The sequence below is a fragment of the Actinoplanes sp. M2I2 genome (assembly GCF_023544445.1).
In the GTDB taxonomy this organism is placed as follows: Bacteria; Actinomycetota; Actinomycetes; order Mycobacteriales; family Micromonosporaceae; genus Actinoplanes.
In genome coordinates this window covers 58759-82978 of the sequence record NZ_JALPVJ010000012.1, presented here as the reverse complement: position 1 = coordinate 82978, position 24220 = coordinate 58759, and the positions used below count along the sequence as shown (strand labels likewise).

20 protein-coding genes are annotated in these 24220 nt (G+C 72.4%); 11 read left to right on the top strand and 9 right to left on the bottom strand.

Features of this window, described 5'->3' with window-relative positions:
• Positions 1–86 precede the first annotated feature (86 nt).
• Complete coding sequence (locus tag HJC40_RS25015) at positions 87–512, top strand: alpha/beta hydrolase (protein ID WP_250004044.1); 426 nt, start codon at positions 87–89, stop codon at positions 510–512.
• Between the two features lie 44 nt (positions 513–556).
• On the opposite strand, the gene HJC40_RS25010 is transcribed toward HJC40_RS25015, so the two are convergent.
• The gene (locus HJC40_RS25010; protein ID WP_250004041.1) at positions 557–2035 is read right to left on the bottom strand and encodes a glutamate--cysteine ligase; all 1479 of its coding nucleotides are present in this window, start codon (positions 2033–2035) and stop codon (positions 557–559) included.
• Positions 2036–2234: 199 nt separating this feature from the next.
• Between HJC40_RS25010 and HJC40_RS25005 the strand changes: the two genes are divergently transcribed.
• Entirely contained in the window at positions 2235–3572 is a 1338-nt protein-coding gene (locus HJC40_RS25005; protein ID WP_250004039.1) for a GDSL-type esterase/lipase family protein, read from the top strand.
• On the opposite strand, the gene HJC40_RS25000 is transcribed toward HJC40_RS25005, so the two are convergent.
• A complete protein-coding gene (locus HJC40_RS25000) occupies positions 3569–4090 on the bottom strand; it encodes a hypothetical protein (protein ID WP_250004036.1) in 522 nt (173 codons plus the stop codon). The two genes, HJC40_RS25005 and HJC40_RS25000, sit on opposite strands and share 4 nt — an antisense overlap.
• Before the next feature lie 217 nt (positions 4091–4307).
• On the opposite strand from HJC40_RS25000, the gene HJC40_RS24995 reads away from it, so the two are divergent.
• Together HJC40_RS24995 and HJC40_RS24990 are read left to right on the top strand one after the other, a co-directional pair.
• Positions 4308–7178, top strand: coding sequence for a hypothetical protein (locus tag HJC40_RS24995; RefSeq protein ID WP_250004034.1), 2871 nt, complete (start codon positions 4308–4310; stop codon positions 7176–7178).
• A 213-nt stretch (positions 7179–7391) separates the two neighbouring features.
• A complete protein-coding gene (locus tag HJC40_RS24990) occupies positions 7392–8528 on the top strand; it encodes a SigB/SigF/SigG family RNA polymerase sigma factor (RefSeq protein WP_374272744.1) in 1137 nt (378 codons plus the stop codon).
• 36 nt (positions 8529–8564) lie between these two features.
• Here HJC40_RS24990 and HJC40_RS24985 read toward each other — a convergent pair whose 3' ends face one another.
• The 3 genes from HJC40_RS24985 to HJC40_RS24975 form a co-directional block, all read right to left on the bottom strand.
• Positions 8565–9299, bottom strand: a complete 735-nt coding sequence (locus HJC40_RS24985) for an ATP-binding protein (RefSeq protein ID WP_250004032.1) — start codon at positions 9297–9299, stop codon at positions 8565–8567.
• A gap of 83 nt (positions 9300–9382) precedes the next feature.
• Positions 9383–11230: a CheR family methyltransferase gene (locus HJC40_RS24980; protein WP_250004030.1), complete on the bottom strand. Its 1848-nt coding sequence runs from the start codon at positions 11228–11230 to the stop codon at positions 9383–9385.
• Positions 11231–11291: 61 nt separating this feature from the next.
• Positions 11292–12032 (bottom strand): ATP-binding protein, encoded by a 741-nt coding sequence (locus HJC40_RS24975; protein WP_250004028.1) that lies wholly within the window; start codon positions 12030–12032, stop codon positions 11292–11294.
• A gap of 120 nt (positions 12033–12152) precedes the next feature.
• On the opposite strand from HJC40_RS24975, the gene secA2 reads away from it, so the two are divergent.
• The 5 genes from secA2 (at position 12153) to HJC40_RS24950 (ending at position 17628) form a co-directional block, all read left to right on the top strand.
• Positions 12153–14447 (top strand): accessory Sec system translocase SecA2, encoded by a 2295-nt coding sequence (secA2, locus tag HJC40_RS24970; RefSeq protein ID WP_250004026.1) that lies wholly within the window; start codon positions 12153–12155, stop codon positions 14445–14447.
• Between the two features lie 395 nt (positions 14448–14842).
• The gene (locus HJC40_RS24965) at positions 14843–15409 is read left to right on the top strand and encodes a winged helix-turn-helix domain-containing protein (RefSeq protein ID WP_284043700.1); all 567 of its coding nucleotides are present in this window, start codon (positions 14843–14845) and stop codon (positions 15407–15409) included.
• Positions 15410–15450: 41 nt separating this feature from the next.
• Entirely contained in the window at positions 15451–16083 is a 633-nt protein-coding gene (locus tag HJC40_RS24960) for a uridine kinase (RefSeq protein ID WP_250004024.1), read from the top strand.
• 166 nt (positions 16084–16249) lie between these two features.
• Positions 16250–16666: a TraR/DksA C4-type zinc finger protein gene (locus HJC40_RS24955; protein WP_250004022.1), complete on the top strand. Its 417-nt coding sequence runs from the start codon at positions 16250–16252 to the stop codon at positions 16664–16666.
• 80 nt (positions 16667–16746) lie between these two features.
• Positions 16747–17628: a DUF72 domain-containing protein gene (locus HJC40_RS24950; RefSeq protein WP_250004020.1), complete on the top strand. Its 882-nt coding sequence runs from the start codon at positions 16747–16749 to the stop codon at positions 17626–17628.
• On the opposite strand, the gene HJC40_RS24945 is transcribed toward HJC40_RS24950, so the two are convergent.
• Both HJC40_RS24945 and HJC40_RS24940 read right to left on the bottom strand, forming a co-directional pair.
• Positions 17605–18396, bottom strand: a complete 792-nt coding sequence (locus HJC40_RS24945; RefSeq protein WP_250004018.1) for an aminotransferase class IV — start codon at positions 18394–18396, stop codon at positions 17605–17607. The genes HJC40_RS24950 and HJC40_RS24945 overlap by 24 nt on opposite strands.
• Positions 18378–19172, bottom strand: a complete 795-nt coding sequence (locus HJC40_RS24940; protein WP_250004016.1) for a DUF72 domain-containing protein — start codon at positions 19170–19172, stop codon at positions 18378–18380. Before HJC40_RS24940 ends, HJC40_RS24945 begins: the two co-directional genes overlap by 19 nt.
• 112 nt (positions 19173–19284) lie before the next feature.
• On the opposite strand from HJC40_RS24940, the gene HJC40_RS24935 reads away from it, so the two are divergent.
• Both HJC40_RS24935 and HJC40_RS24930 read left to right on the top strand, forming a co-directional pair.
• Positions 19285–19602, top strand: coding sequence for a BatC protein (locus HJC40_RS24935; protein WP_250004015.1), 318 nt, complete (start codon positions 19285–19287; stop codon positions 19600–19602).
• Between the two features lie 11 nt (positions 19603–19613).
• Complete coding sequence (locus tag HJC40_RS24930; RefSeq protein ID WP_250004012.1) at positions 19614–20855, top strand: cupin domain-containing protein; 1242 nt, start codon at positions 19614–19616, stop codon at positions 20853–20855.
• 7 nt (positions 20856–20862) lie between these two features.
• Here HJC40_RS24930 and HJC40_RS24925 read toward each other — a convergent pair whose 3' ends face one another.
• The gene (locus HJC40_RS24925) at positions 20863–21570 is read right to left on the bottom strand and encodes a hypothetical protein (RefSeq protein ID WP_250004010.1); all 708 of its coding nucleotides are present in this window, start codon (positions 21568–21570) and stop codon (positions 20863–20865) included.
• A complete protein-coding gene (locus tag HJC40_RS24920; protein WP_250004008.1) occupies positions 21567–24194 on the bottom strand; it encodes an FtsK/SpoIIIE domain-containing protein in 2628 nt (875 codons plus the stop codon). The genes HJC40_RS24925 and HJC40_RS24920 overlap by 4 nt, the downstream gene beginning before the upstream one ends.
• Positions 24195–24220: the final 26 nt, after the last annotated feature.

Here is a 24220-nt window from a genome sequence, read left to right as displayed (position 1 = left end):
CACCCGTTCGACCGGTCGATGTGGGCGCCGCAGGTTGCCGCGCTCGCCGGTCCGACCGCCAGTTCCCGTCCCGCATCAGCGGCCTCGTGCTGGCCGACACCTTCCCCGGCACCGACACCGCCGAGGGCCAGGCGCACCGCCGCGCGACAGCCGACCGCCTCGAAGCCGAGGGGATGACCGGCTACGCCCGGGACAACCTGGCCAAGATGATCGCCTCCTACAACGTCGAGGCCATGCCGGCCGTGGCCGCCCACGTCACGACCATGATGACGAGCGCCCCGCCGGCCGGGGCGGCCGCCGCCCTGCGCAGCCGGGCCGAGCGGCCCGACTACCGCGACCTGCTGGCCACCGTCACCGTCCCGGCCCTGATCGTCGTCGGCCGCGACGACGAGTTCACCCCGGTCGCCGACGCCGAGGAGATGCACGCCCTGATCCCCGGCTCGACGCTGGCGGTCATCGACGGCGCCGGGCACCTGCCCAACCGAAGGACTCAGCTGAGGCTGTCCGGCTGAACTGCCCCGCTCCGACCGGGCCGGGCAACGCCGGCCCGAGTAGGTCAGCTGGGGTAGGGCCACTCGTGCACGGGGAGGTTCTCGTGCATGAGTGGCAGGTACTGCCCGAGCATCTCGTGCAGAGCCTTCTGGCGGTCGTTGCCGTCGGCCTCCAGGGCGTGCAGGGTCTGCACCTGCCAGACGGCGCCGTTGCGGTGGCGCAGGCAGCGCTGTTCGATGATGCCCAGGAGACGGTCGCGTTCCCCCTGCGAGACGCCCCAGCGTTCGAGCCCCTGGTGGGCCATGGGCAGCAGCCGCCGCAGCACGAGCTCGGTGACCTGGATGTAGCCGAGCCCCGGCCAGAACACGGTGGCGTCGATGCCGTGCCGGGCGCAGGTGTGGAAGTTCTCCTCGGCCGCGCTGAAGCTCATCTGCGTCCACAGTGGGCGCTCGGCCTCGGCCAGGGTGCGGATCAGCCCGTAGTAGAAGGCGGCGTTCGCCATCGTGTCGACCACGGTCGGGCCGGCCGGCAGCACCCTGTTCTCCACGCGCAGGTGCGGGCGGCCGCGCACGACGTCGTAGATCGGCCGGTTCCAGCGGTAGACGGTGCCGTTGTGCAACCGCAGCTCGCTGAGCTCGGGCACCTCGCCCCGCTCGAGGATCTCGGCCGGGTCCATCTCGTCGCAGATCGGCAGCAGCGCCGGGAAGTAGCGGACGTTCTCCTCGAAGAGGTCGAAGACGCTGGTGATCCACCGCTCGCCGAACCACACCCGGGGGCGTACGCCCTGAGCTCTTATCTCCTCGGACCGCGTGTCGGTGGCCTGCTCGAACAGCGGGATGCGCGTCTCGCGCCACAGCTCCCGGCCGAACAGCAGCGGCGAGTTGGCACCGAGGGCCACCTGCACGCCGGCGATGACCTGGGCCGCGTTCCAGTACGCGGCGAACTGGGCCGGGCTGACCTGCAGGTGGAACTGGGTGCTGGTGCAGGCCGACTCGGGCGCGATGGTGTCGGTGGTGACGGCCAGCCGGTCGACCCCGTCGATCCGGATGTCGAGATCCTCGCCGCGGGCCGCGAAGATCTGCTCGTTGAGCAGCTTGTAGCGCGGGTTGGCCGAGAGCGCGTCGTCGGTCATGTGCTCGCGCCGCAACGTCGGCAGGATCCCGATCATCACGGTGTGCGCGCCGACCGTACGGGAATGCTTCTCGGCGTTGTTGAGGCTGGCCCGCAGCGTCCGCTCGAGGTCGGCGTTCTCGTCGCCGGCCAGGCGCCGCGGCGGCACGTTGATCTCGATGTTGAACTGCCCGAGCTCGGTCTGGAAGTCCGGGTCGGCGATCGCGCCCAGCACCTCGGCGTTGCGCATGGCCGGGTCGCAGTTCTCGTCGACCAGATTGAGCTCGATCTCCATGCCGGTCAGCGGCCGCTCGAAGTCGAACCGGGACTCGCGCAGCATGGCCGCGAACACGTCCAGGCTGCGACGGATCTTGTGCCGGTATCTGGCGCGGTCCTCACGGGTGAAGTTGGCCTGCTCGACGTCCTCGCCCACGGCACACCCCCTCGGGTAACTGGCGCTCATCACATTCACACACACCCCCGGCGGACGCGCCAGGCGACACCAAAGCATGAGATCGCACGGGCAGTCCTTCTCCGGCCACGTCGGTGTGGCGGAGGGTGGTTCCGGGGACACGTCCGCTGCGGTACCCCTTCGCGGCGGATTTCATCCGGATCCGCAACCCGGGGAGGGCATGATCGTGAACGTGCGGCGGTTGCTGATCGGCGTGGTCGTGGCTTCGGTCCTGTCCACGACGTTGACGGTCACCTGGGCGGCGCTCGGCCCGTTGCGGTCCGGGGCGCCGTCCCCGCAGGCGTCCGCCCAGGCCGCGGCCCCTTTGCCGCCGCCCGTGCCGCGCGAGCCGGAGTTCTCGACAGCGTGGTCGGCCGCGCCGTCGGCGGCCAGCCGCACCCGGCCGGCCGGGCACACGATCCGCAACGTGGTCCACACGACGATCGGCGGCCCGCTCGTGCGCGTCCGGCTGAGCAACCGCTTCGGCGTCGGGGCCGTGCGCTTCGGGCACGTCACGGTCGCCCTCTCGGCCCACGGCGGTGGCCGCCGGGACGGCACGGCAGACCTCAGCGACGGTACGGCCGCACCCGGCACCCTGCGTGACCTGACCTTCGACGGCCGCCGCGGCGTGACCGTGCCCCGCGGCGGCGACGTGCTCAGCGACGCCGTGCCGCTCGCCGTGCCGGCCGACGCCGACCTGCTGGTGACGGTCTGGACCCCGGTACGGCCGCGCGCGGCCACCTTCCACGGCGAGCCCAAGCAGCGGTCGCTGATCAGCCCGGACGAGGCCGACCGCGCGGCCGACGAGACCGCCACGGCGTTCACCCGGGGAACGTGGGCCTGGTTCTTCGTGACCGCCGTCGAGGTGACCGGCGCCCCCGGCACGATCGTCGCGTTCGGCGACTCGATCACCAACGGCGCGGCCTCCACCCCGGGCCGCAACCGGCGCTGGACCGACCTGCTGGCGGCCCGGCTCGCGACCACGCCGGACCCCGACTACGGCGTGGCCAACGCCGGCATCAGCGGCAACCGGATCCTGCTCGACGCCGGCCACCCGCGCTACCGGATCACCGCGGTGGCCGGGCGGTCGGGCCGCGTGCGGTTCACCGAGGACGTCCTCGAACGCTCGGGCGCCCGCACGGTCATCCTGCTGGCCGGCATCAACGACATCATGCAGGCGCCCCGGCAGACCGACCCGGCCCGGATCGCCGCCGGGCTGGCCGGCCTGGCGGCGCGCGCCCGCGCGGCGGGGCTGCGGGTCGTGGCCGGCACCATCACGCCCTGGCAGGGCTACCACGCGTACACGCCGGCGGCCGACCGGGTGCGGCTGCGGGTCAACGCCTGGATCCGGTCGTCCGGCGGTGGCGCTTTCGACGCGGTGGCTGATTTCGATCGGGCCGTCCGCGATCCGTTCGCCCCCTTGCGGCTGAGCGCCCGCTACGACGGGGGCGACCATCTGCACCCGAACGACGAGGGCATGCGGGCTCTCGCCGAGGCCGTGCCGCTCGACCGGCTCTAGAGCGTCCAGAACGCCACGACCGCGATCAGCAGGGCGAGGCCGAGCCCGGCCTGGAGCAGCAGCGCGGGACCCAGGTGCGACCACATCGTCGGGATCCGCGGGGTCAGCGGCTGCATGGTGGTCAGGTTGACGCACCGCACCAGGCGTACCGGGAGCGTCGGGTCCTTCTGCGGGACGGTCGTGACCTGCACCAGGTCGCCGCGGTGCAGGGCGGACTGCGGCAGTTGCCCGTGCATCTCGACCTCGTAGGTCTGTCCGAGGTCGTCGCGCAGCCGCACCGGTGTCACCAGGAACTCGGGGCCCTTCTTGAGCTCCTTGAAGCTGCGCCGGCCGGCCTTCATCCGCACGATCGCGCCCAGCAGGTGGATCACGCTGGAGGCGAGAAAAATGGCCATGAGCAGGGGCTGACCGATTTTGACCTCTCTGGTGTACGAGGTCCGGAAGCCCGCGAACCGGCCGGTGATGATGGGCCCGACATGCCGGAGGATCTGCTCGCGGTGCAGGTCGAGGTCGTCCATGGGCACCTCCTGAGGGGTTCTCACATCGTACGGAGAGTTAATCAACGAGCACCGTGAGTGAATACGTGAGCACGGTAAGCGTCATGGCTCTGCTTCTTGCTCGTTCGCCACCCGCGTCGCCGAAATGCTGAAAAGCCCGCGAATCGCCCCCGATCAGCGGTGAACTTGTCTCGTGTATGCCGAGGCGCTCGCCTCGGGACGAATGGGGGCGGCTGACGTGGCACCGACCAAGGCCTTCGTGGATCCGGAGAGCGTCCTGGCGCGGACCGCCCGCCAGATGCTCGAGGCGCACGCCGGGGGCCGCGGGCCGGGAGGCGGTCTGACCACGTGTCCCGCGTGCGGCGAGCGGCTGCCCTGCGCAGCCGGCCGGTCCGCGGCCGAGGTGGTCGAGGCGGCCGGGCTGGCCGAGGAATCCGGGTTGGTCGCCGCCTCGCGGCAGGGGCTGGGGGAGCCGTACGGGACAACGGGGAGCGGCTTCGGGTCGCGGGGCCCGGGCGTGGGCGCGGTGCCGCCGCTTGACCCGCCCACGGCGTTCGGCTCGCCCGACGTTCACGACGCGCCGGAGGCGTTCGGCTCATCCGATCGTCTCGGGGCGCTGACGGCGTTCGGTTCGCCGGTCGTCCTCGACCCGCCGACGGCGTTCGGCGCACCCGGCACGCTCGGCGCGCCGACGTCCGGTTCGCCCGACGTTCTCGACCCGTCCACGGCGTTCGGTTCGCCTGATGTTTTCGACCCGTCCACGGCGTTCGGCTCGCCTGATGTTTTCGACCCGCCCACGGCGTTCGGCTCTCCCGGCGTTCTTGAGCCGCTGACGGCGTTCGGCTCGGCTGACAGCTCTGAGTCGTCCACGGCCCCCGGCTCGGCTGCCTCCGGTTCGTCGTCGGAGTCGGCCGCCGGCTCGCAGCCAGAGATGCTGGTCAACCGATCGTGGCAGGAGGAAGGTGCCTCTGGCCTGGACGGTGGTTCTGTGCCGGACGGTGCTGCCGCTGAGGGTGACAGGGCGGCCTTCGGGTCGCACCAGGACGACACTTCGTGGCGGGAGGACGAGGTGTCGGCTGCCGGAGGCTTCGCGGCGGCTTCCGGGCCGGCAGGGGACCACCTGTCCACCGGCTTGCAAAGTTTCCATCAATCGCGCGAAGCGGCGTTCCCCGACGAGCCGGCGCGACCCGAATACGCGGCTCGCCGCGCCGCACCGGACGACGACAGCCCCTCGGCCGGGCCGCGATACCGCGACGCCCGGCACGCGGGACCGGTCGACGTGTCCTTCCAGGCCTCCGCCACGCCGGGAAACGCGCCTCCGCCGATCGAGCCGCGGCCCGAGGCGCTGCCGGAGCGGGGCCGCCACGAGAAAGACGACTGGTCCGGTACGCACCTCGAGCCGAGCGGTCCGCAGCCCGCGGTCGACCCCGACCGTTCAGTGGTGGCGGAATCAGGGCCGGAGATCGGCAAGCCGAGCGGTCCGGGGGCGGGAGCGGATCAGGGCCGACCGATCGTAAAATCGGAACCGCGGTCGGCGATCGGCGAACTGAGCGCTCTGCAGTCCCGGATGGATCAAAGTCGATCCGAGGCGGAATCGGAGCCGCGGCCGGGGATCGGCGAGCTGAGCGGCCTGCAACCCGGGACGAGTGACGGCCGGCCGGCGGTGGGATCGGGGCCACGGCCTGAGATCGATGAGCCGAGTGGCCTGAGAGGCGTGACTGCCCCGGCGACAGCCGGAGGGCCGGTCATCACGGAACCCGCAGGACGTCCCGCCGCTCCCGAGTCGCCGGCTGCCGACGGCGGCCCCACCATCGTGCCGCCGGCGCAGGCGCCGGACCTGACCCCGTCGACGAGCGTTACTGCGCCGCCGGTCGCGGGAGGAACGCTCGGCGGCCGGATCGGCGAGGCGCCGATGGGCGGAGACGGTGTCGGCCGGCAGGACGACGCGCCGATCGGGATGCCGCATCAGGCCTCGGCGCCGCAGCCGGTCGCCGACGAGCCGCCGGCGCAGCGCAAGGCGTCACCGCCGCTGCCACCGAACTGGCGCCAGAGCCGGCCTCTCGACGCCCCGACGTTCGTCCCGTCCCGCCCGGTGGCTCCGCGGGCTCCGGGCGCCAACGGGCACACGCCCCCGGGCATGCCCGGCGGCCCCAGCAAGCCGCCGGCCGTCGTCACCGGCCCGCAGCCGCCCGCCGCGCCGGTCACACCGATCGGAACCACGCCTCCCTCGGTCGCGCTCGATCCGACGGCGCCCACTCCGGTGGCCGGTCCGTCGGCGGACGTCGGCGGGTCCGCGGCCCCACAGTCCTCCATGCCCACCGGCCAGGAACCCTCGGGGTTGTCCGGGCTCTTCGGTGGTTCGGCAGGGTCACCCGCGCCGTCCGCCGGAACGGCACAGCCGACCCAGCCCGGTCGATCCGACCAGCCTGGGCACTCGGCCCAGCCCGGTCGGCCGGGCCAGCCGACGCAGATCGGCCACCTCGCTCAGCCGACCCAGATCAGCGAGCTGGCTCAGCCGACACAGATCGACCGGCCCGGTCAACCGGAGTCCGGCGCGCCGAACGAGCCGTCCGGCCTGGCCGGCATCGCCACCGGTCGCGAGCCGTCCGGTCTGCCAGGCCTCGCGCCCACCTCGCCGGCGGCGCACGAGTCGTCGGCCGTGCCGGCGCCCTCCTCACCCTTCAGCCACGAGACCTCGGGTCCGGGAACGGCCGGCAACCAGACGTCCGGTCTGGGCCGGGCGCCCGGATACGCCGGTCCGGCGCCGGCCACCCAGCCCGGCCCGCCCGCCTCGACGGACGCGGAGCCGTCCGGTCTGCCCGGCCGACCGGCCGGGGGTCCGGCCGTCCTGCCCGGCCTGGGCAACAGCTCGGCCCGCTTCGGCGGCTCCGGGCCCGAGCAGAACGCCGCGCCCCGCGCCGCCCTGGAGACTCCGCCCTCCACCCCGATGAACCGCCTGCCGTCCGCCGGGCACCCCGCCGCGCCGGGGGAGGGTGGTCCGGGACCGCGTCCGGCGCGGCCCAAGCTGGAGGCGCCCAACATGGGTCAGCTCAACAAGCCGCTCACCGATCGGGACCGTCCCGGCCCGCCGCCGAACCCGGAACGGTGAATTCTCCTCGACCCGGCCGCGGAAGTTTGAGCGCTGATGAACTAGGGCACTAGTGTCGCCGATGGGCGATGGGGTTCATACCCGGTCGCCCCCATTGACGTGCGGCGTCTGCGCGGACGCCTGGCCCACCCGAGCCGGGACTCGCGGCCGGACCCGTTGACAGGAGGGCCGATGTCGGAGACCCGGATCGATCAGTCCCCGGCCGACCAGGGCATCCTCGGCCGGATGGCCACTCCGGTCACCGATGACGGGCTCGAGGACCTCGACGCCGTCGCGCTCGCCTACGCGGAACGCACCGCGATGGCCGGCCCGGCCGAGCGCGCCGCCCTCCGGGACACCCTGACCCGGCTGTGCCTGCCGTTCGCCGGTCGGCTGGCCCGGCGCTACCGCGGTCGCGGTGAGACCTTCGAGGACATCGAACAGGTCGCGCGGCTCGGTCTGGTCAAGGCGATCGACCGGTACGACCCCGAGCGGGGTTCCTTCACGGCGTACGCGGTCATCACCATCTCGGGTGAGATCAAGCGGCATTTCCGCGACAAGACGTGGGGCGTCCACGTGCCCCGGCGGGTGCAGGATCTCAGCCTCGAGGTCGGGCACGCCACCATGGCCCTGACGACCGCCCTTTCCCGTACGCCCACCGCGGCCGAGATCGCGGCCCGGCTCAACGTTCCGGTGGCCGCCGTGCTGGAGGCGCAGGAGTCGTCGGCCGGTTATTCGCCCTCGTCGCTGAACGCGCCCGTCGGTGGTGGCGACGGCGCGGCCGAGTTCGGCGACCTGCTCGGCGACTTCGACGGCGACCTGGAACTGGTCGACGACAAGGTGACCGTCGCCGACCTGCTGATGCGCCTGCCCGCGCGGGAGCGCCGCATGCTCGCGATGCGCTTCTACGGCAACCGCACCCAGGCCGAGATCGCCGCCGAGCTGGGCATCTCCCAGATGCACGTGTCGCGTCTGCTCAGCCGGGCGCTGGCCTGGTTGCGCGAGGCGATGCTCAGCGACACCCCGCCGCGCTGGGAGGGCGCCGAGAGCCGGTCGGAGCGGCACCCGTTGCAGGTCGAGGCCGTGCGCGAGGGTTCCCTGGTGATCGCCCGGGTGCGCGGCGAGGTCGACCGCGACACGGCCGAGCGGATGCGCCTCGGGCTGCGTCACGCGATCGCCCTGGCCGGACGCGACCGGGTCGTGATCGACCTGTCGGGCGTACCGCTGCTCGACGCGGCCGGCATCGCCGTGCTGGTCGACGCTGCCTCGGCGGCCGCGGTCGCCGAGATCCCGTTCTCCCTGACCGGCGCCCAGCCCTACGTGGCCAGCATCCTCTCGGTCACCGGGCTTGCCCGCCTGCTGGAAGGCTGAGGCCGCGGGCTCGCCCGCTTGCTGGAAAGCGAGACGTCACTCTGCGCGGCGCAGGGAGGCCCACACCACCTTGCCATCAGCCGACGGCATGCAGCCCCAGGTGTGCGCGGTCGCGTCGACCAGCAACAGACCACGCCCACGCCGGGCTTCGATGGGCACGTGGCCCGGTGGCCGCACCTCGACAGCCGAACCGTCGCGGACGGCGATGTTGAGGTAGCGCGACCGCAACGACAACTGCAGCGTCATCATCGTGTGGGCATGGTCGACGACGTTGCTGACCAGCTCGTTGGCGATCAGGCTGGCCGGGGCGACCAGATGCGGCAGGTCCCACCGCAGGCAGGCGTCGGTGGCTACGTCGCGGGCGTGCCGGGCCGCGCCGGCGACCGGAAGCAGTTCCTCCGAGAGGGCCGGCATCTCGTCGTGCGGGGTGCCGGCCAGACTGGAGCGGGCGGCGGTCAGGCTGTCGACGACGGTGAGCCGGCGGTAGGCCGGCCCGTCCAGGGCATCCCGGGTCGCGCCCGGCGGTGCGCAGAGCAGGATGGGAGTGCCCGGCCACCGGGCTGCCTGCCGCGTCGCCGCCGTGAAGACGGACAGCGCGAGAGGCTCGGAGACCAGCATGCCGGAGACGTCGAGCAGCAACGCGTCGGGCTGTTCGGCCAGCGACTTCAGCATGTGGAGGTAGAGGCTGGTCACGTCGGACAGGCGCAGAGCACCGGCGATCGAGCCGACCAGGCCCGCCTCGTCGATGCTGACCTCGTACGTGATGGCCATCCTTGTGCCTTCCGCATCCTCGCCGTTCCCAGCCGGGGCGACCGCTGGGGCATACCCTTCGTCGGAATCGGCAAACGGGCGCCTCAGACCGCCTCGGTCGAGCCGGTCTCCATGACGATGATCGCGCCCTCGAGCCGGCCACCGTCGCGGCGCCGCAGTGGCGTGCACGCCACCCGTACCGATATCGATCGACCCCGCCGGTTCACGGCGTCGACCTCCAGTTCGACGCCGGTCGCCTCCGGGGAGGTGGCCGCCCGCAGGATCGGTCGCAGCTGGTCGATCGGCAGGCCGATGTCGAGGTTGAGGAAGTGCTGACCGATCACCTCGGCCGAGCGCAGGCCCCACAGATCCTCGGCCCGGCGATTCCACATGCGGACGCGCAGGTCAGGATCGACCACCGCGACGCCCGCCTCCATGCTGGTCAGCACCGTCTCGAGGAACACGTTGGCCTCGTCCAGCTGGACGCTGGACATGCGCAGCTGGTCGTTGATGCTCTGGAGCTCGTCGTTGGTCGACTGGAGCTCCTCGTTCATCGTCTCCAGTTCTTCGTTGGTCGACTGGAGCTCCTCGTTGGTGGTCTCCAGCTCCTCGACCGTGGACTGGAGCTCCTCGTTGGTGGTCTCCAGCTCCTCGTTGGTCGACTGCAACTCCTCGTACGCCGTCTCGAGCTGCTGGTTGGCGTGCTCCAGCTCGTCCTTGAGCCGCCGCGACGCGGTCACGTCATGGAAGGCGAGCGTGACGCCGAGAAGGCTGCCGTCCGCCCCCGCGAGCGGGCTGACCTGCACTTCGAGGGTGAGCTGGTCGGCGCCGCGCTGGAAGTCGACGTCGGGGACCCGGAGCGCGCGCCGTTCGAGCTGGGCCTGCTCGACGTAGCGGCGCAGCTCGACCGGGCGGTAGGACAGTTCGAGGTCGCTGAACGGGCGGCCGATGTCGCGCGACGACACCCCGAACATCTTCTCCAGCTGCCGGTTGAACACCGCGACGTGACCGTCGGGAGTGAGCGTGAGCTGGGCCAGCGGGCTGGCGGCGAAGGCCTCGTCGCGGAGCTCGCCGAGCCCGGTCACCGCCAGGTCGGGCGGCGTCGGCAGGTCGGCGAAGGCGGTGCCGGGCCGCGCGTAGAGGCGGGGAACCCGGCGGAAGACCCGGCGCTTGAGGTCGATCGGGGTGAAAAGGCCGGTGTGGCTGAGCAGCATCTCGGCCTTGCCCAGGAACAGCACGCCGTCGTCGCGCAGCGCGAAGTGGAACCGCCCGAGGATCTTGGCCTGGGTCTCGGCGTTGAAGTACATCAGCGTGTTGCGGCAGGCCAGCAGGTCGATCCGGGAGATCGGCGCGTCCTGCACCAGATCGTTGCGGCCGAAGATGACCGAGCGGCGCAGGTCCTTGCGGAAGGCGAACCGGCCGTTCACCGGCTCGAAGTAGCGCTCGGCGAGCTCCGGCGGCACCGCCTCCATCTCGCGGTCGCCGTACGTCGCCTGGCGGGCCTCGTTGAGCTGTTCCTCGTCGATGTCGGTGGCGTAGATCTTGACCCGGTCCTTGAAAGCCGGCACGCCGAGCAGTTCGGCGAAGGCCATGGCGAGGGTGTAGGCCTCCTCGCCGGACGCGCAGCCGGCGCACCAGATCCGGATCGGCGAGTCGTCCGGCTTGGCCGCGATCAGCGGCTCGAGCACCTCTTTGCTGAGGTAGTCCCAGGCCTCGCTGTCGCGGAAGAAGCTGGTCACGTTGATCAGGACGGTGTTGAACAACGCGGCGAACTCGTCCGGATGGACCTGCAGATAGTCCAGATAGTTCTGATAATCGGTCGCGTTGATCTGGCTCATCCGCCGGTTGATCCGCCGGGCCAGGCTCGACCGCTTGTAGCCGGTGAAGTCGAAACCGCGCGACTCCTTGAGATAGACCAGGAGTGCCTCTAAATGCGGATCCGTCGGCTGCACACACAGACGCTACCGCACTTCAACCCGTACGGACCCCGCCCGGTGCGCCGATGGCGGCGGGTCAGATAGTCGCCGCGCGCAGGCGCGTCCACACGACTTTGCCGTCGGTCACCGGCAGCACGCCCCAGGCGTCGGTCAGATCCCGGACGAGGCGCAGGCCCCGCCCGCCGGGGTCGGAGAGCGCCGCCTCCTTGGGCCGGGGCATCCGGCGGCTGTGGTCGCGCACGCTCATGCCCAGCCGGCCACCCTGCAGCGGCCGCATGGTGAAGTCCATCGTGGTGTGCGCGTGCCGCACCACGTTGGCCACCAGCTCGGTGGCGATCAACGTCGCGGTGGCCACCAGGTCGGCCCGTTGCCAGGCTGTGCAGGCCTGGCCGACCAGCCCGCGCACCTGCCGGCAGGCCTCGGGCATCGGCCGCAGGCGCACCCGCAGCGGCGGCGGGGACGTCCCGGCGCCGGTCGACGCGACCGCGGCCGTGAAGTCGTCGGCGTAGCGCAGCTCCGCGCAGTCGGGCGCGTCGTTGATCATCGCGCGGGTCCGGGCGTCGGCGCCGCAGAGCACGACCGGCACGTCCGGCCACTCGTGGGCCTCGCACACGGTCGCGCTGAGCGCGGACAGTCCGACCGGATCGCCGATGCGCAGCCCGGCGACGTCGAGCAGCAGCACGGACGGCTGGTCGGCCAGCCGCAGCCGGACGGCCTGCTGGAGGGCGTCCCCGGTGACCTGATCGAGGGTGCCGCTGACGCGCAGCGCGGCGACCGGGAACCCTCGTTCCGGCCGGCACACGAGCTGACTCGGCACCCTGCCTCCTTCGTCGGACAATCTGCCGTGTCGCTTTGCCCGGCGTGAAGGTGACACAAACGCGTCGCGGGCCGGTAGTCGTGACCAACCGCTCAGGAAAATGAAGTACCGTAGCCCGCCATGGGTGTGTCTCAGCGGCTGAAGAGCCGGTTTCGCAAGTTCTTGCAGCGTCCGGGCACGACGGTCGACCTGGCGCCGTTCCGCAAGCGTCTTCCGGCCATCGACGCTCGTGAGGAAGCGCTCCGCGAGCTCGACGACGAGGCGCTGACCGCGGCCGCCCAGGAGGCCACCGACTTCACCGAGATCTGCGCGATCGGCCGCGAGGCGGCCCACCGGGCCCTCGAGCAGCGGCCGTACGACGTGCAGCTGCTCGGCGCGATGGCCCTGCTCTCGGGCAAGGTCGCCGAGATGGCCACCGGTGAGGGCAAGACGCTGACGGCGGTCGTCGCGGCGTACGGCCACGTCCGCCTGGGCAACGGCCCGGTGCACGTGCTCACCGTCAACGACTACCTGGCCCGCCGCGACGCCGAGTGGATGCAGCCGGTCTACAAGCTGCTCGGCCTCAGCGTCGGCTGGGTCACCGAGGCGTCGACCCACGAGGAGCGCCGCGAGGCCTACTTGGCCGACGTCACCTACGTGTCGGTCAGCGAGGCCGGTTTCGACTATCTGCGCGACCAGCTGGTCACCGACGTGGAGGACCGGGTGCAGCGCGAGCTGGCCACGGCGATCGTCGACGAGGCCGACTCCATCCTGATCGACGAGGCCCGGGTGCCGATGGTCCTGGCCGGCAGCCTGGCCACCGAGGCCGACCCGGTGCTCGGCGCGGCCGACCTGGTGCGCCAGCTCCGGGCGGGCAAGGACTACGAGGTGGCCGAGGACGGCCGCAGCGTGGCCTTCACCGAGGCCGGGCTCAAGAAGATGGAGGAGCAGCTCGGCGACATCGATCTGTACGCCGACGACCAGGTGCGGCAGCTGTCCGCGGTCAACGTGGCGCTGCACGCCGAGGCCCTGCTGCGCCGCGACGTCGACTACATCGTCCGCGACGGCTCGGTCGAGCTGATCGACGAGATGCGCGGCCGGGTCGCTCAGCGCCGCCGCTGGCCCGACGGCCTGCAGGCCGCCGTCGAGGCGAAGGAGGGCCTGACCGCCACCGCCGAGGGCGAGGTCCTCGACACGATCACCGTGCAGGCCTACATCGCGCTCTACCAGACCGTCTGCGGCATGACCGCCACCGCCGTGCACGTCGGCGAACAGCTCCGCGAGTACTTCAACCTCGAGGTCGCGGTCATCCCGTCGAACGCCGAGAACATCCGCGACGACGAGCCCGACCGCATCTATTCGGCCCACGAGACCCGCGACGAGGCTCTGGTCGAGGAAATCAAGATCGCCCACGAGAAGGGCCGCCCGGTGCTCGTGGGCACCCTGGACGTGAAGGCGTCCGAGCTGCTGGCCAAGCAGCTGGCCGCGGCCGGCGTGCCGTCGAACGTGCTGAACGCCAAGAACGACGCCGAGGAGGCGCAGATCATCGCCGAGGCGGGGGCGCTGGGCGCGGTCACCGTCTCGACGCAGATGGCCGGCCGGGGTGTCGACATCCGCCTCGGTGGCAGCGACGAGACCGACCGCGACCGCGTGGTCGAGCTGGGCGGGCTCTACGTGATCGGCGCCGGCCGGCACGACAGCCGCCGCGTCGACGACCAGCTCCGCGGCCGGGCCGGCCGCCAGGGCGACCCGGGTGGCTCGGTCTTCTTCGTCAGCCTGGAGGACGAGCTGGTCACCCGGCACGCGGGCGACATCCTGCCGGCGTCGCCCCGGATGGACATGGACGGCGTGGTGCACGACGACCAGGTCGACTACGCGGTCGAGCACGCCCAGCGGGTCGCCGAGGGCGTCAACCACGAGATCCACCGCAACACCTGGCGCTACAGCGTCGTCATCGAGCAGCAGCGGGTGGCCCTGGCCGAGCGCCGCGAGCGGCTGCTGACCTCCGAGGTGGCGACGATCATGCTGCTCGAGCGCTCGTCCGAGAAGGCCAAGGAGCTCGACGAGGACGTGCTCTCCGACGCGGCCCGGGCGATCGCGCTGTACCACCTCGACCGGCTGTGGGTCGAGCACCTGGCCGAGCTGTCCGAGGTGCGCGAGGGCGTGCACCTGCGGGCGCTGGGCAAGCTCGACCCGCTCGACGAGTTCCACCGGGCTGCCGTGCCGGCGTTCCAGAAGGTCCTGCTCGAGATCGAGCGAAGGACGATCGAGACGTTCGAGGAGACCGACTTCAGCGACGGCTGGGAGCCCGACCGCGCCAAGATCGTCCGGCCGAGCGCCACCTGGACCTACCTGGTGCACGACAACCCGTTCGGTTCCGAGCTCGATCGGCTCATCGCCGCGGTCGGCCGCCGACTGGTCTCGCGGGGCGAGTAACGGCGCCGCCAAGGGCGGGAAAAAGGGCAACTGTCATCCGGGCGTTCCTTCGGGAACGCCCGGATTCTTTTTGCTCCGGCAACGAAGAATGGTGTGGCTCTCGTCTCAGAAATGTCGCCCGAACGACCCTCCGCAAGCACTCCCACCAGGCCATATGTTAAGGACCGGAGGAATGCTCGGTACGTCATGCGTTCGGCAACGCGTAATCAGTCTGACAGAATCCGTTACCGGAATGCATTTTCCGCGGTGGAACGATTTTCCCACAGTGTGGTTGACGGGTTGACCCGGCAACGAGGCTGACGGAAACATCGTCCGCGGTATTACGGAGGGTGATCGGTCGTATTCGGTTGCCGACATGCTTCACAGCTGGGTCAGCTTTCAGGGGGATCAATTAAATGCCGGCCAGTGCGCTTTCACCTCGGCTCGCCCGACACGCCACCGGGCCGGTCCGCGGCTCCGCCGCCACCCGTCGCCCGGCGGAACCCGCTCTGACCGTCACGGTCGCCATCCCGCTCACCGGTGATGCCATCTCCCCGCAGGCGCACAAGCTGATCGAGGCCGTGCGCGAGCTGGTCGAGGTCAGTCAGGGCACGGTCACCCTCGAGCCCGCGGCCGCGCCGCGCGAGGACGCCGACCTCGAGCCCGCCCTCGGCGCCGGTCCCGAGGTGCGCCTGCTCACCGGCACCCGGCAGGTCATCGTCGACGGCGCGCCGCTGCCGCTCACCCGGCTCGAGTTCGACCTGTTGCTCTTCCTGGCCGAGCGGCCCCGCCGGGTCTTCACCCGGGCCCAGCTGCTGACCGGCGTCTGGGGTTACGACCACACCGGCGAGCGCACCGTCGACGTGCACGTGCGCCGGCTGCGTCTCAAGCTCGGCGGCACGGCCCCGCTCATCACGACCGTCTACGGCGTCGGCTACCGGCTCTCCGACGACGCGCACGTGGTGATCAAGCCGAACGAGTGACCGCGTCCACGACGATCGAGCCCGGCGGGTAGCTTCGACGCGTGCGTGTCCGGCCCGTCTCCACCGAGGTTCTCGTCGACGAACTCGTCGATCTGCTGACATGTCGGAAAGTCGACAGTCACCTCCGGGTCGCCGTCGACGGCGCCCCGGCGGCCGGTCCCGGTGAGCTGGCCGACGCCCTGGTCGGCCCGCTGCGGGCCCGCGGCCGTCCCGCGCTGCGGATCGACACCGGCGACTTTCTGCGGCCGGCCTCGGTGCGCCTGGAGTTCGGCCGCCACGACCCGGACTCGTACTACCAGGGTTGGTTCGACGAGGCCGGGCTGGCCCGTGAGGTGCTCGACCCGGCCGGCCCCGGCGGCTCGGGCCGGGTGCTCACCAAGCTGTGGAACCCGGCCACCGACCGGGCCGCCCGCGAGCCCTACGCCGATCTCGCTGCCGGAGCGATCCTGCTGGTCAGCGGGCCGTTGCTGCTCGGCGGCGGCCTGGCCTTCGACGTCACCGTGCACCTCGAGATGTCGGCCGCCGCGCTGGCCCGGCGGACCCCGCCCGAGGACGCCTGGACGCTGCCCGCCTTCGGGCGGTACGCCGAGGAGGTCGGGCCCGCCTCGTTCGCCGATGTGGTCGTGCGGGTGGACGACCCGCGCCGCCCGGCGATGGTCCTCGAACGTTCATGAAGCGAGTCTGTAGCGGAACCCACCACTGACAGTTATGCTCCGGTTACTTTTTCAGCGGAGGCCCCGTTTGGGATCTTCGGCGGTGGGTATCAGGCGGCTCCACGGTGCGATGGTGTCGACTTCGGGGGACTCGCCGGCAGGGGCGTATGAAGGGCAGGGGGAGCGCATGCTCGTCAATCAAGCGGTCATCACGGGGAAGAGTGCCGCGAAGGGGCGTACGCCGGAGGAGCTCGACCAGATCCGTTCGACTCTGCGCAACCGGTTCAACGACCTGAACGCCGAGTACGAGACGGCCGTCGCCGAGAACCACCAGCTCCGGCTGGTCGAGATCGGCGACTCGGCCGGCGACGACCAGGCCGACAGCGGCTCCAAGACGGCCGAGCGCGACGCGGCCACCTCGCTGCTGCGCACGCTGCTCGACCGGCGCACGCAGGCCGAGCACGCGATGGCGCGGCTCGAGGACGGCACGTACGGCAACTGCGAGGGCTGCCACAACCCGATCCCGTGGGAGCGGCTGGAGATCTTCCCCTCGGCCACCACGTGCGTCAACTGCAAGCAGAACCGCGAGCGCCGAGCCGGCTGAGCCGGCCGGGAAACCGCGAGACGTCCGGGTCCGCCGCTCACCAGCGGCGGACCCGCCGTATCGGGGCTAGCGTGAACGGTATGGGCACGATCGAGGTCGGCACGGCGTCCTGGACGGACAAGACGCTGCTCGACTCGGGGTGGTACCCGGCGAGCGCCGACACCCCCGAGAAGAGGCTGGCGTACTACGCGAAGCAGTACCGGGTGGTCGAGGTCGACTCCACCTACTACGGACCGCCGGCCGAGCAGACCAGCAAGCTCTGGGCGCAGCGCACGCCCGACGCCTTCACCTTCAACATCAAGGCGTTCAGCCTGCTGACCGGTCACCCGACCAGGGTGTCGGCGATCTACAAGGATCTGCGGCCCGAGACGGACAAGAAGAACATCTATCCCGGCGACCTCCCGGCGCAGGCCTACGAGGAGGTCTGGACCCGGTTCCTCGCCGCGCTGGATCCGCTGGCCGAGGCGGGCAAGCTGGGCGCGGTGCTCTTCCAGTTCCCGCCGTGGTTCGGCATTCGCCGGTCCAACAAGGACTATCTGCTCGAGGTCGCGGCCCGCTGCAAGCCGATCGTGCCGGTCTTCGAGTTCCGCAACGCGACGTGGTTCGAGGGCGACAACCAGGCCGAGACGCTCGACTTCCTGCGCACCCACAAGCTCGCCTTCGTCGGTGTCGACATGCCGCAGGGCCACAAGTCGTCGGTGCCGCCCGTGCTGGCCGCCACCTCCGGCCTGGCCGTGGTCCGCTTCCACGGCCACAGCGACAAGTGGACCAGCAAGGACATCCACGAGAAGTTCGGCTACGAGTACTCGCGCGACGAACTGGCCGGATGGGCGCCGCGGCTGCGCGAGCTGGCCGGCGAGGCCGACACCACGCACGTGCTCTTCAACAACTGCTATCGGGACTTCGCCCAGCGCAACGCCACCGAGATGATCGAGCTGCTAGAGAATGTCGAAGGGGACTGACTGCCAGGCCTCGGCCATCAGGTCGGCCAGTTTGTCGCCGGCCGAGTAGCTGAGGTCGTCGATCGAGGCGATCTCCTGGCGGACGGTGCGCGAGTTGACCGCGACGGCCGCCGTGAAGTCCAGCAGCTCGGAGAGCGGCACGGGCCGCATCGTCCACGGCACACCCTGCATGGTCAGCGAGATCTGCAGCAGCACCATCGTGACGCCCCGGAGCATCGGCGCCTGCGGCCAGATCACCTGGTCGCCGTTGAAGAACGCCACGTTCCAGACCGTGCCCTCGCGGACCAGGCCGTCCGGGCCGACCGACAGCGCGTCGTCGTACCCGGCCGCCCGGGCCAGCCGCTGCGCGCGGAACAGACCCATGGTGGCCGAGTGCTTGTGCTCGGGCCACTGGCGGCGGAAGTCGGGGTCGATGCGCACCCGCAGTGGCGCGGCCGGCTCCTCGGGGGCGGGCTCGGCCACCGCGACCACCACGTCGGGCGGTCCGTCGGGGTAGGGGCCGGGCACGTAGGACACCCGCACGGAGGCGTCGCGGGCGTCGCCGAGCGCCGACAGGATCAGCTCGCGCAGCCGGTGCTCGTCGTCCAGCTCGGCGCGCCAGCCGAAGAACTCCTCGTTGCCGTCGGCCAGGCGGGCGAAGTGCAACCCCAGACCGCGTACGCCCCGGTCTCTGACCTGCATCGACGTGAAGTGGCCGTAGTTGACCGTGGCGAGCCGATGGGTGTCGGCGAGATCGGGCGTCCGGCCGTTCAATTGGATGGTGCGCACGGTCTCACCTTAAGGCGGGGCACCCGCGTCACCGGCAGGCCCCGCCGCTCGGCCTCGGCCGCCAGCACCCCCGCGTCGATCACGGCCGCGCCGCCCGGGTCGTTGTTGAAGAAGACGAACCCCTCCCGTACGCCCGACAACCGCTCGGCCCACGTCCGCAGCGCCCCCCGTCCGTAGCGCGGCCACGGCTTGGCCCGCCCCTCGTGCAGGCGCAGATAGACGAAGTCGGCGGTGTCCCACAGCGGCGTGATCGGGCGGCTCAGCCGGTCGGCCCAGCACAGCGCGGCCCCGTGCTTCTCGAGCAGTCGCCGGCAGTCGTCGGTGAACCAGGTGGCGTGCCGGGGCTCTACCGCGACACGGACCCCGGCCGGCACGAGGCTCAGCGTCTCGTCCAGCGCGCCCAGGTCGGCCTTCAGGGTCGGCGGCAGTTGCAGCAGCACCGGGCCCAGCTTGCCGCCGAGCCCGGTGGCCCGGTCGAAGAACCGCGCCACCGGCTCCTGCGGGTCCCGAAGCCGCTTGATGTGGGTCAGATAGCGGCTCATCTTCACCGCCACCACGAAGTCGTCCGGGGTGCGCTCGCGCCACTGCTCGAAGGTCGTCCGCTCGGGCAGCCGGTAGAACGCGTTGTTGACCTCCACGGTCGCGAACCGCTCGGCGTAGTGTTCCAGCCACGACCGCTGCGGCAGGCCGCCGGGGTAGAGGTATCCGGTCTCGTCGGCCCCGCGGGCCGGCCGCCAGTCGCGGTACTGCCAGCCCGACGTTCCGATCACAAGCATGTGAGCGGGGTTACCCGTCCCGGCGCGGGTTAGACCGGATGATCACGGGGTACCGCTTCGCTGCCGGTCACAGTGAGGTGCCCGGCGCATCCACCGACGCCAAGGAGCTGCAATGTCACTGAGCGACGACGACATCACCTCGACCACGGGTACCGGCTCCGGCGAGGGTCCGGCCGACGGCGGCGCGAACCCGGGTGGCCACGACGGTGGCGCGGACGGCAGCGCGGGTGAGGGCCCGGCTGACGGCGGCGCAAACCCGGATGGTCACGACGGTGGCGCGGACGGCAGCGCGGGCGAGGGCCCGGCTGACGGCGGCGCAAACCCGGATGGTCACGACGGTGGCGCGGACGGCAGCGCGGGCGAGGGCCCGGCCGACGGCGGCGCGAACCCGGGCGGCCACGACGGCGGCGCCGACGGCACCGCGTCCTGAGAGAGCCCGGGATGACTGACGACGCGCCGGGCGGCTCCCGCCCGGCGCTTTCCCGTGCCGTGGCCGTCGATCCGGTCAAGTTCGCCGCCGCGTACTGGGGCAAGGTCCCGCTGCTGTCCCGGGCCGGTGAGCTCGCGGGCGCGGGCGGTTTCGATGATCTGCTCTCCCCGGGGGCTGTCGACGAGTTGCTGAGCCGGCGCGGGCTGCGCACGCCGTTCCTGCGGGTCGCCCAGCAGGGCAAGGTGCTGCCGGCCGACCGGTTCACCGGCGGCGGCGGGGCGGGCGCCGAGATCAGCGACCAGGTCCTCGACGACCGGGTCATGCAGCTGTACGCCTCCGGCGCCACGCTCGTCCTGCAGGGCCTGCACCGGCTCTGGCCCCCGCTGATCGACTACAGCCGCCGCCTCGGCGCCGAGCTGCGCCGCCCGCTGCAGGTGAACGCCTACCTGACCCCGCCGGGCAGCCAGGGTTTCAGCACCCACTACGACACCCACGACGTCTTCGTGCTGCAGGTCGACGGGACCAAGCGCTGGCGCCTGCACGAGCCCGTGCTGGCCGACCCGCTGGAGAAGCAAGCCTGGGGCGGGCGGGCCGACGAGGTTTCGGCGACCGCGCAGGGCGAACCGGCCATGGACGTGGTGCTCTCCCCGGGCGACGCGCTCTACCTGCCGCGCGGCTGGCTGCACTCGGCCGAGGCCCTGGGCAGCCGCTCGCTGCACCTGACGATCGGGGTCCGGGCGCTCACCCGGTACGCCGTCGTCGAGGAGCTGCTGGCGCTGGCCGCGGGCGACGCCCGGCTGCGGGCCACCCTGCCGTACGCGCTGGACGTGTCCGACCCGGACGCGATCGAGCCCGAGCTGACCGAGACGGTCGAGGCCCTGCGCGACTGGCTGACCACGGTGGAGCCGGCCGAGGTGGCCGCCCGGCTGCGCGGCCGCGACTGGCCGTCGGCCCGTCCCGAGCCGGTCAGCCCGCTGGCCCAGCTCGACTTCGCGGCCGGCCTGGGCCGCGACGACCAGATCCGGGTCCGCGAGGGCCTGCGCTGGCAGCTCGCCGAGGACGGCCCCGAGCACGTCGCTCTGCGGCTGGTCGGCCGCACGATGCGCTTCCCGGCGTCCTGCGCGTCCGCGCTGCGCATCGCCCTGGCCGGCGACCCGGTGCGGGTCGGCGACCTGCCGCTGGAAGACGACGCGGACCGCTCGGTGCTGGCCCGTCGCCTGCTCAACGAGGCTCTGGTCGTCCCCGCCCGCTGACGCCGGCTCAGGCTGTCCGCAGGGCTGCCACCAGAACGCCGGCCGTGACCAGGCCGGTGATCAGCACGGTCGCGACCGTCGCCGCATCGAGACCGGTGCCGCGGCGGTCGGCGACCCGCTTGGCCCCCACGACGGCCAGCACCGGGCAGGCCAGCAGGGCCAGCAACGCCACCACCGGCAGCGCGTCCTTCCAGGTGCCGTCGGGGGCGTCGGCGCCGGTCTGCCGCAGCACCTGGTTGACGATCGCACCGGCCACCCCGCCCAGGAAGCCGAACACGGCGAACATCAGCTTGACGCCGCCGGTGATCGGCCGGGCCGGGGCGGTGTACTTGACCTTGGTCGCCACCTCGTCCAGGTAGTCGGCGGCGTCGCGGTCGCTGCGCTGCCGGGGGATCGCCGCGGGTGGCACCGTCCGGCCGTAACGCTCGGCCACCGGACCGACCTTGTGCACGTACTCCGACCACAGGCCGGCGGCGCGCGCGTCCACCTGTTCGACCGTGCGCTGGGCCGCCGCCACCTCGTGCCGGGCCTCCTCGACCGCCTCGTCGGCGGTGCGGACAGCCTCCTCGGCCGCCGCCAGCCGCTCGTCGTGCCAGCGCAGCGCCTCGGCCCGCAGCGTGGCCGCCTCGTCGTCCAACGTGGTCAGCCGCCGGAGCACACTGCGGTAGTCGGCGGTCGCGAAGTCGGCCGGCTGCAGGCCGCCGCTCGGATTCATGAGCCCACTCCGTACGGGATGATCGCCTCGGCGCCGCGGTGCACCGAGCGGTCGAAGTGCAGCGCCCGCCACGGACGCGGATACCAGGCCGGGGTGCTGGTGCCCGGATAGAACGGGGCCAGCTCGCTGCCGTGCACGTCGAGCGCCACCCACGCGCCGATCGGGTCGGTGCGCGACGCCGGGCCGCCCAGGGCCTCGCGCAGCAGGGCCGCGCCCCGCCACCAGCCCAGGACGTGGATGCGCCGCTCCGGGCCCTGCCGCAGGATCGTGCGCAGCTGGTCGGCGGCGGCCTTGCCGCCCGGCAACGCGTCGGCGGCGTAGATCAGCAGGAAGTGCGGACGGTCGGCCGGCCAGGACGCCTCGGACTCGGCCGCCGCGTCCTCGAGCACCCAGTCGGCGTTGTCGTGCTCGTACCAGCCGCACTCGGGCAGCTCGGCGCAGAGCGCGGCCGCGGCGGGCCGGGCGTCCGAGTCGAGGCAGAGGATCGAGTAGCGGGCGCCGTCCGGCGGGAACTGCGCGGCCAGCGACAGCGCGGCGGTGGCGAGCACCGAACAGGCCTCTTCGGTGCGCGTGCCGAGCACGGCCAGGTTGCGGCCCGGAGCCCGGCGCAGCACCGTGCGTGCCGACCGGGCGGCCACGTCGATGGTCTCGCCGAGCAGCACCACCGGGGCCGGCATCTGCTCGGCCGGCGCGAGCCGGCGGAAGTCCGGGCTGTCGGCCAGCCGCGGCACGACGTCGCCGTCGAACAGGCGCGGCGGGTCGTCCGGCCGATGCCGCCATAACCGGTGCTGCAACGCGTTCCACCGCTCGCGGTCGCCGGCCGCCGGCACCCGGACGACCCGGTTGGCCTCGGCCGCGCCCGAGTCGGCGTTGACCACGGCGTGATAGCGGGGCAGCGACTCGGCCGCCGTGTTCTGCTCGGCCAGCACCCGCCGGGCCCGCGGCAGAGCGATGCGCAGCGAGAACTGCGCGACCAGGGCCGGGCGCCCCCACAGCGCCTCGATGCCCGAGACGTCCTGGCTGGCCAGGATCAGGTGGATGCCCTGCGAGCGGCCGCGCCGGGCCAGGTCCTCGAGCAGGTCGACCGCTTCCTTCTCGACGGCGTCCCGGCCCGAGAGCAGCACCTGGAACTCGTCGATCACCGCGACGATCCGCGGCCACGAGCCCTCGGGGTCCTCGGCCCGCAGCTCGGCCAGGTTGGTGACCTCGTAGCGCTTGGCCGCGTCGGCCCGGCGGCGCAGCTCCTCGCCGAGGAACCGCAGCAGTGCCAGCCCGAACTCCCGGTCGGTGTTGACGTTGACGCCGACCAGCCGGACGTGCGGCAGCCACGTCTGGTCGCGCCGGCCCGGCGCGAACCGGGCGAAGGACACGCCCTCCTTGAAGTCGAGGAGGTAGAACGCCAGCTCGTCGGGGGAGTAGCGGGCGGCCAGCGCCCCCATCCAGGCGTAGATCAGGTTGGTCTTGCCCGTGCCCGACGGCCCGGCGATGAGCGCGTGCGGCGGATAGTCGGCCAGCGTCACTGTCACCGGCACCCCCAGCGGGCTGTCCCCGAGCGGCGCGGTCAGCCCGGTGGCCGAGCTCTCCTGCCACTCCACCTGGGGCAGCAGGCTGTCCAGGGCGACCGGGGCGGGCCCGGCGGCGACCGCCTCGGCGATCCGGCGGCAGGTCGCGGCCACGACCGCCTGCGGCGGGCCCCCGTCCAGCCGTACGGGCAGAGCGCCCGCGCTGCTCATGCGGGCGCGGTCGTCCGGCGCCGCCGTGATGAACTCGATGCCCGGCCCGGCCGGCACCGGCAGCCCCTGGATGACCAGGTGCACCCCGCACGCCGCCCCGGTGCGCAGCAGCCGCTGGAGCTGGGCCTGCTCGGCCCGGCTGAGCTCGCCCACGCCGAGCAGCACGGCGATCCGCCACGGCTCGGGCCGGCGGTGGGTGGCCGCGTTCAGCTCGCGCAGCGACGTGTACTCGCCGGCCAGCACGGTCTCGTTGATCCGGCGTACCTGGTCGGTCAGGTCGTCGAGCAGCGAGCCCAGCCCGCCCGGCCCGACGAAGGTCAGCACGTTGGCCGGCGCCAGCGGGGCGAACCGGGCCAGCCCGCCGCCGAGGTGCTCGGGGTCGTAGCCGATGATCTGCACCCCGCCCGGCGGCGCCGTGCCCAGCGCGCGCAGCAGCAGGCCGGCCACCACGTCGTCACCGATCCGCCGGTCGCCCCGCACCACGACGTGACCGCGGTCGAGCAACGGCACCAGGGCGGGCACGTCCTCCGGGTGCGGCAACAGCAGCCGGCCGACCCGCAGCTCGGCCGCCCGGTCGAGCGGGGTGGCCTGCCAGTCGTCCCACGGGTCGCCCGCCGCCCCCGGGGCGGCCCGGTCGGCCGCGGCCGCGGCGGCCTCGGCGTACGCCGCCAGATCGGCCTTGTGCTGCTGGTCGATCTCGGCCAGCCGGGTGTCCCGGGCGGCGGCCACCTTGTGGCGGCGGGCCTCGGCGGCCTCGGTCACCCGGCGGCGACGGTCGACGGCGCGGGCATAGCCGGCCCGGGCGGCCTCGAGGGCGGTCGACGCCGCGCCGAGCGCGTGCGACAGTCCGGCCCGGATGCCCATCACCTGCTGCGCGGTCGACTCAGCCATGGCTCTGCACGTTCTCGTCACTCTCA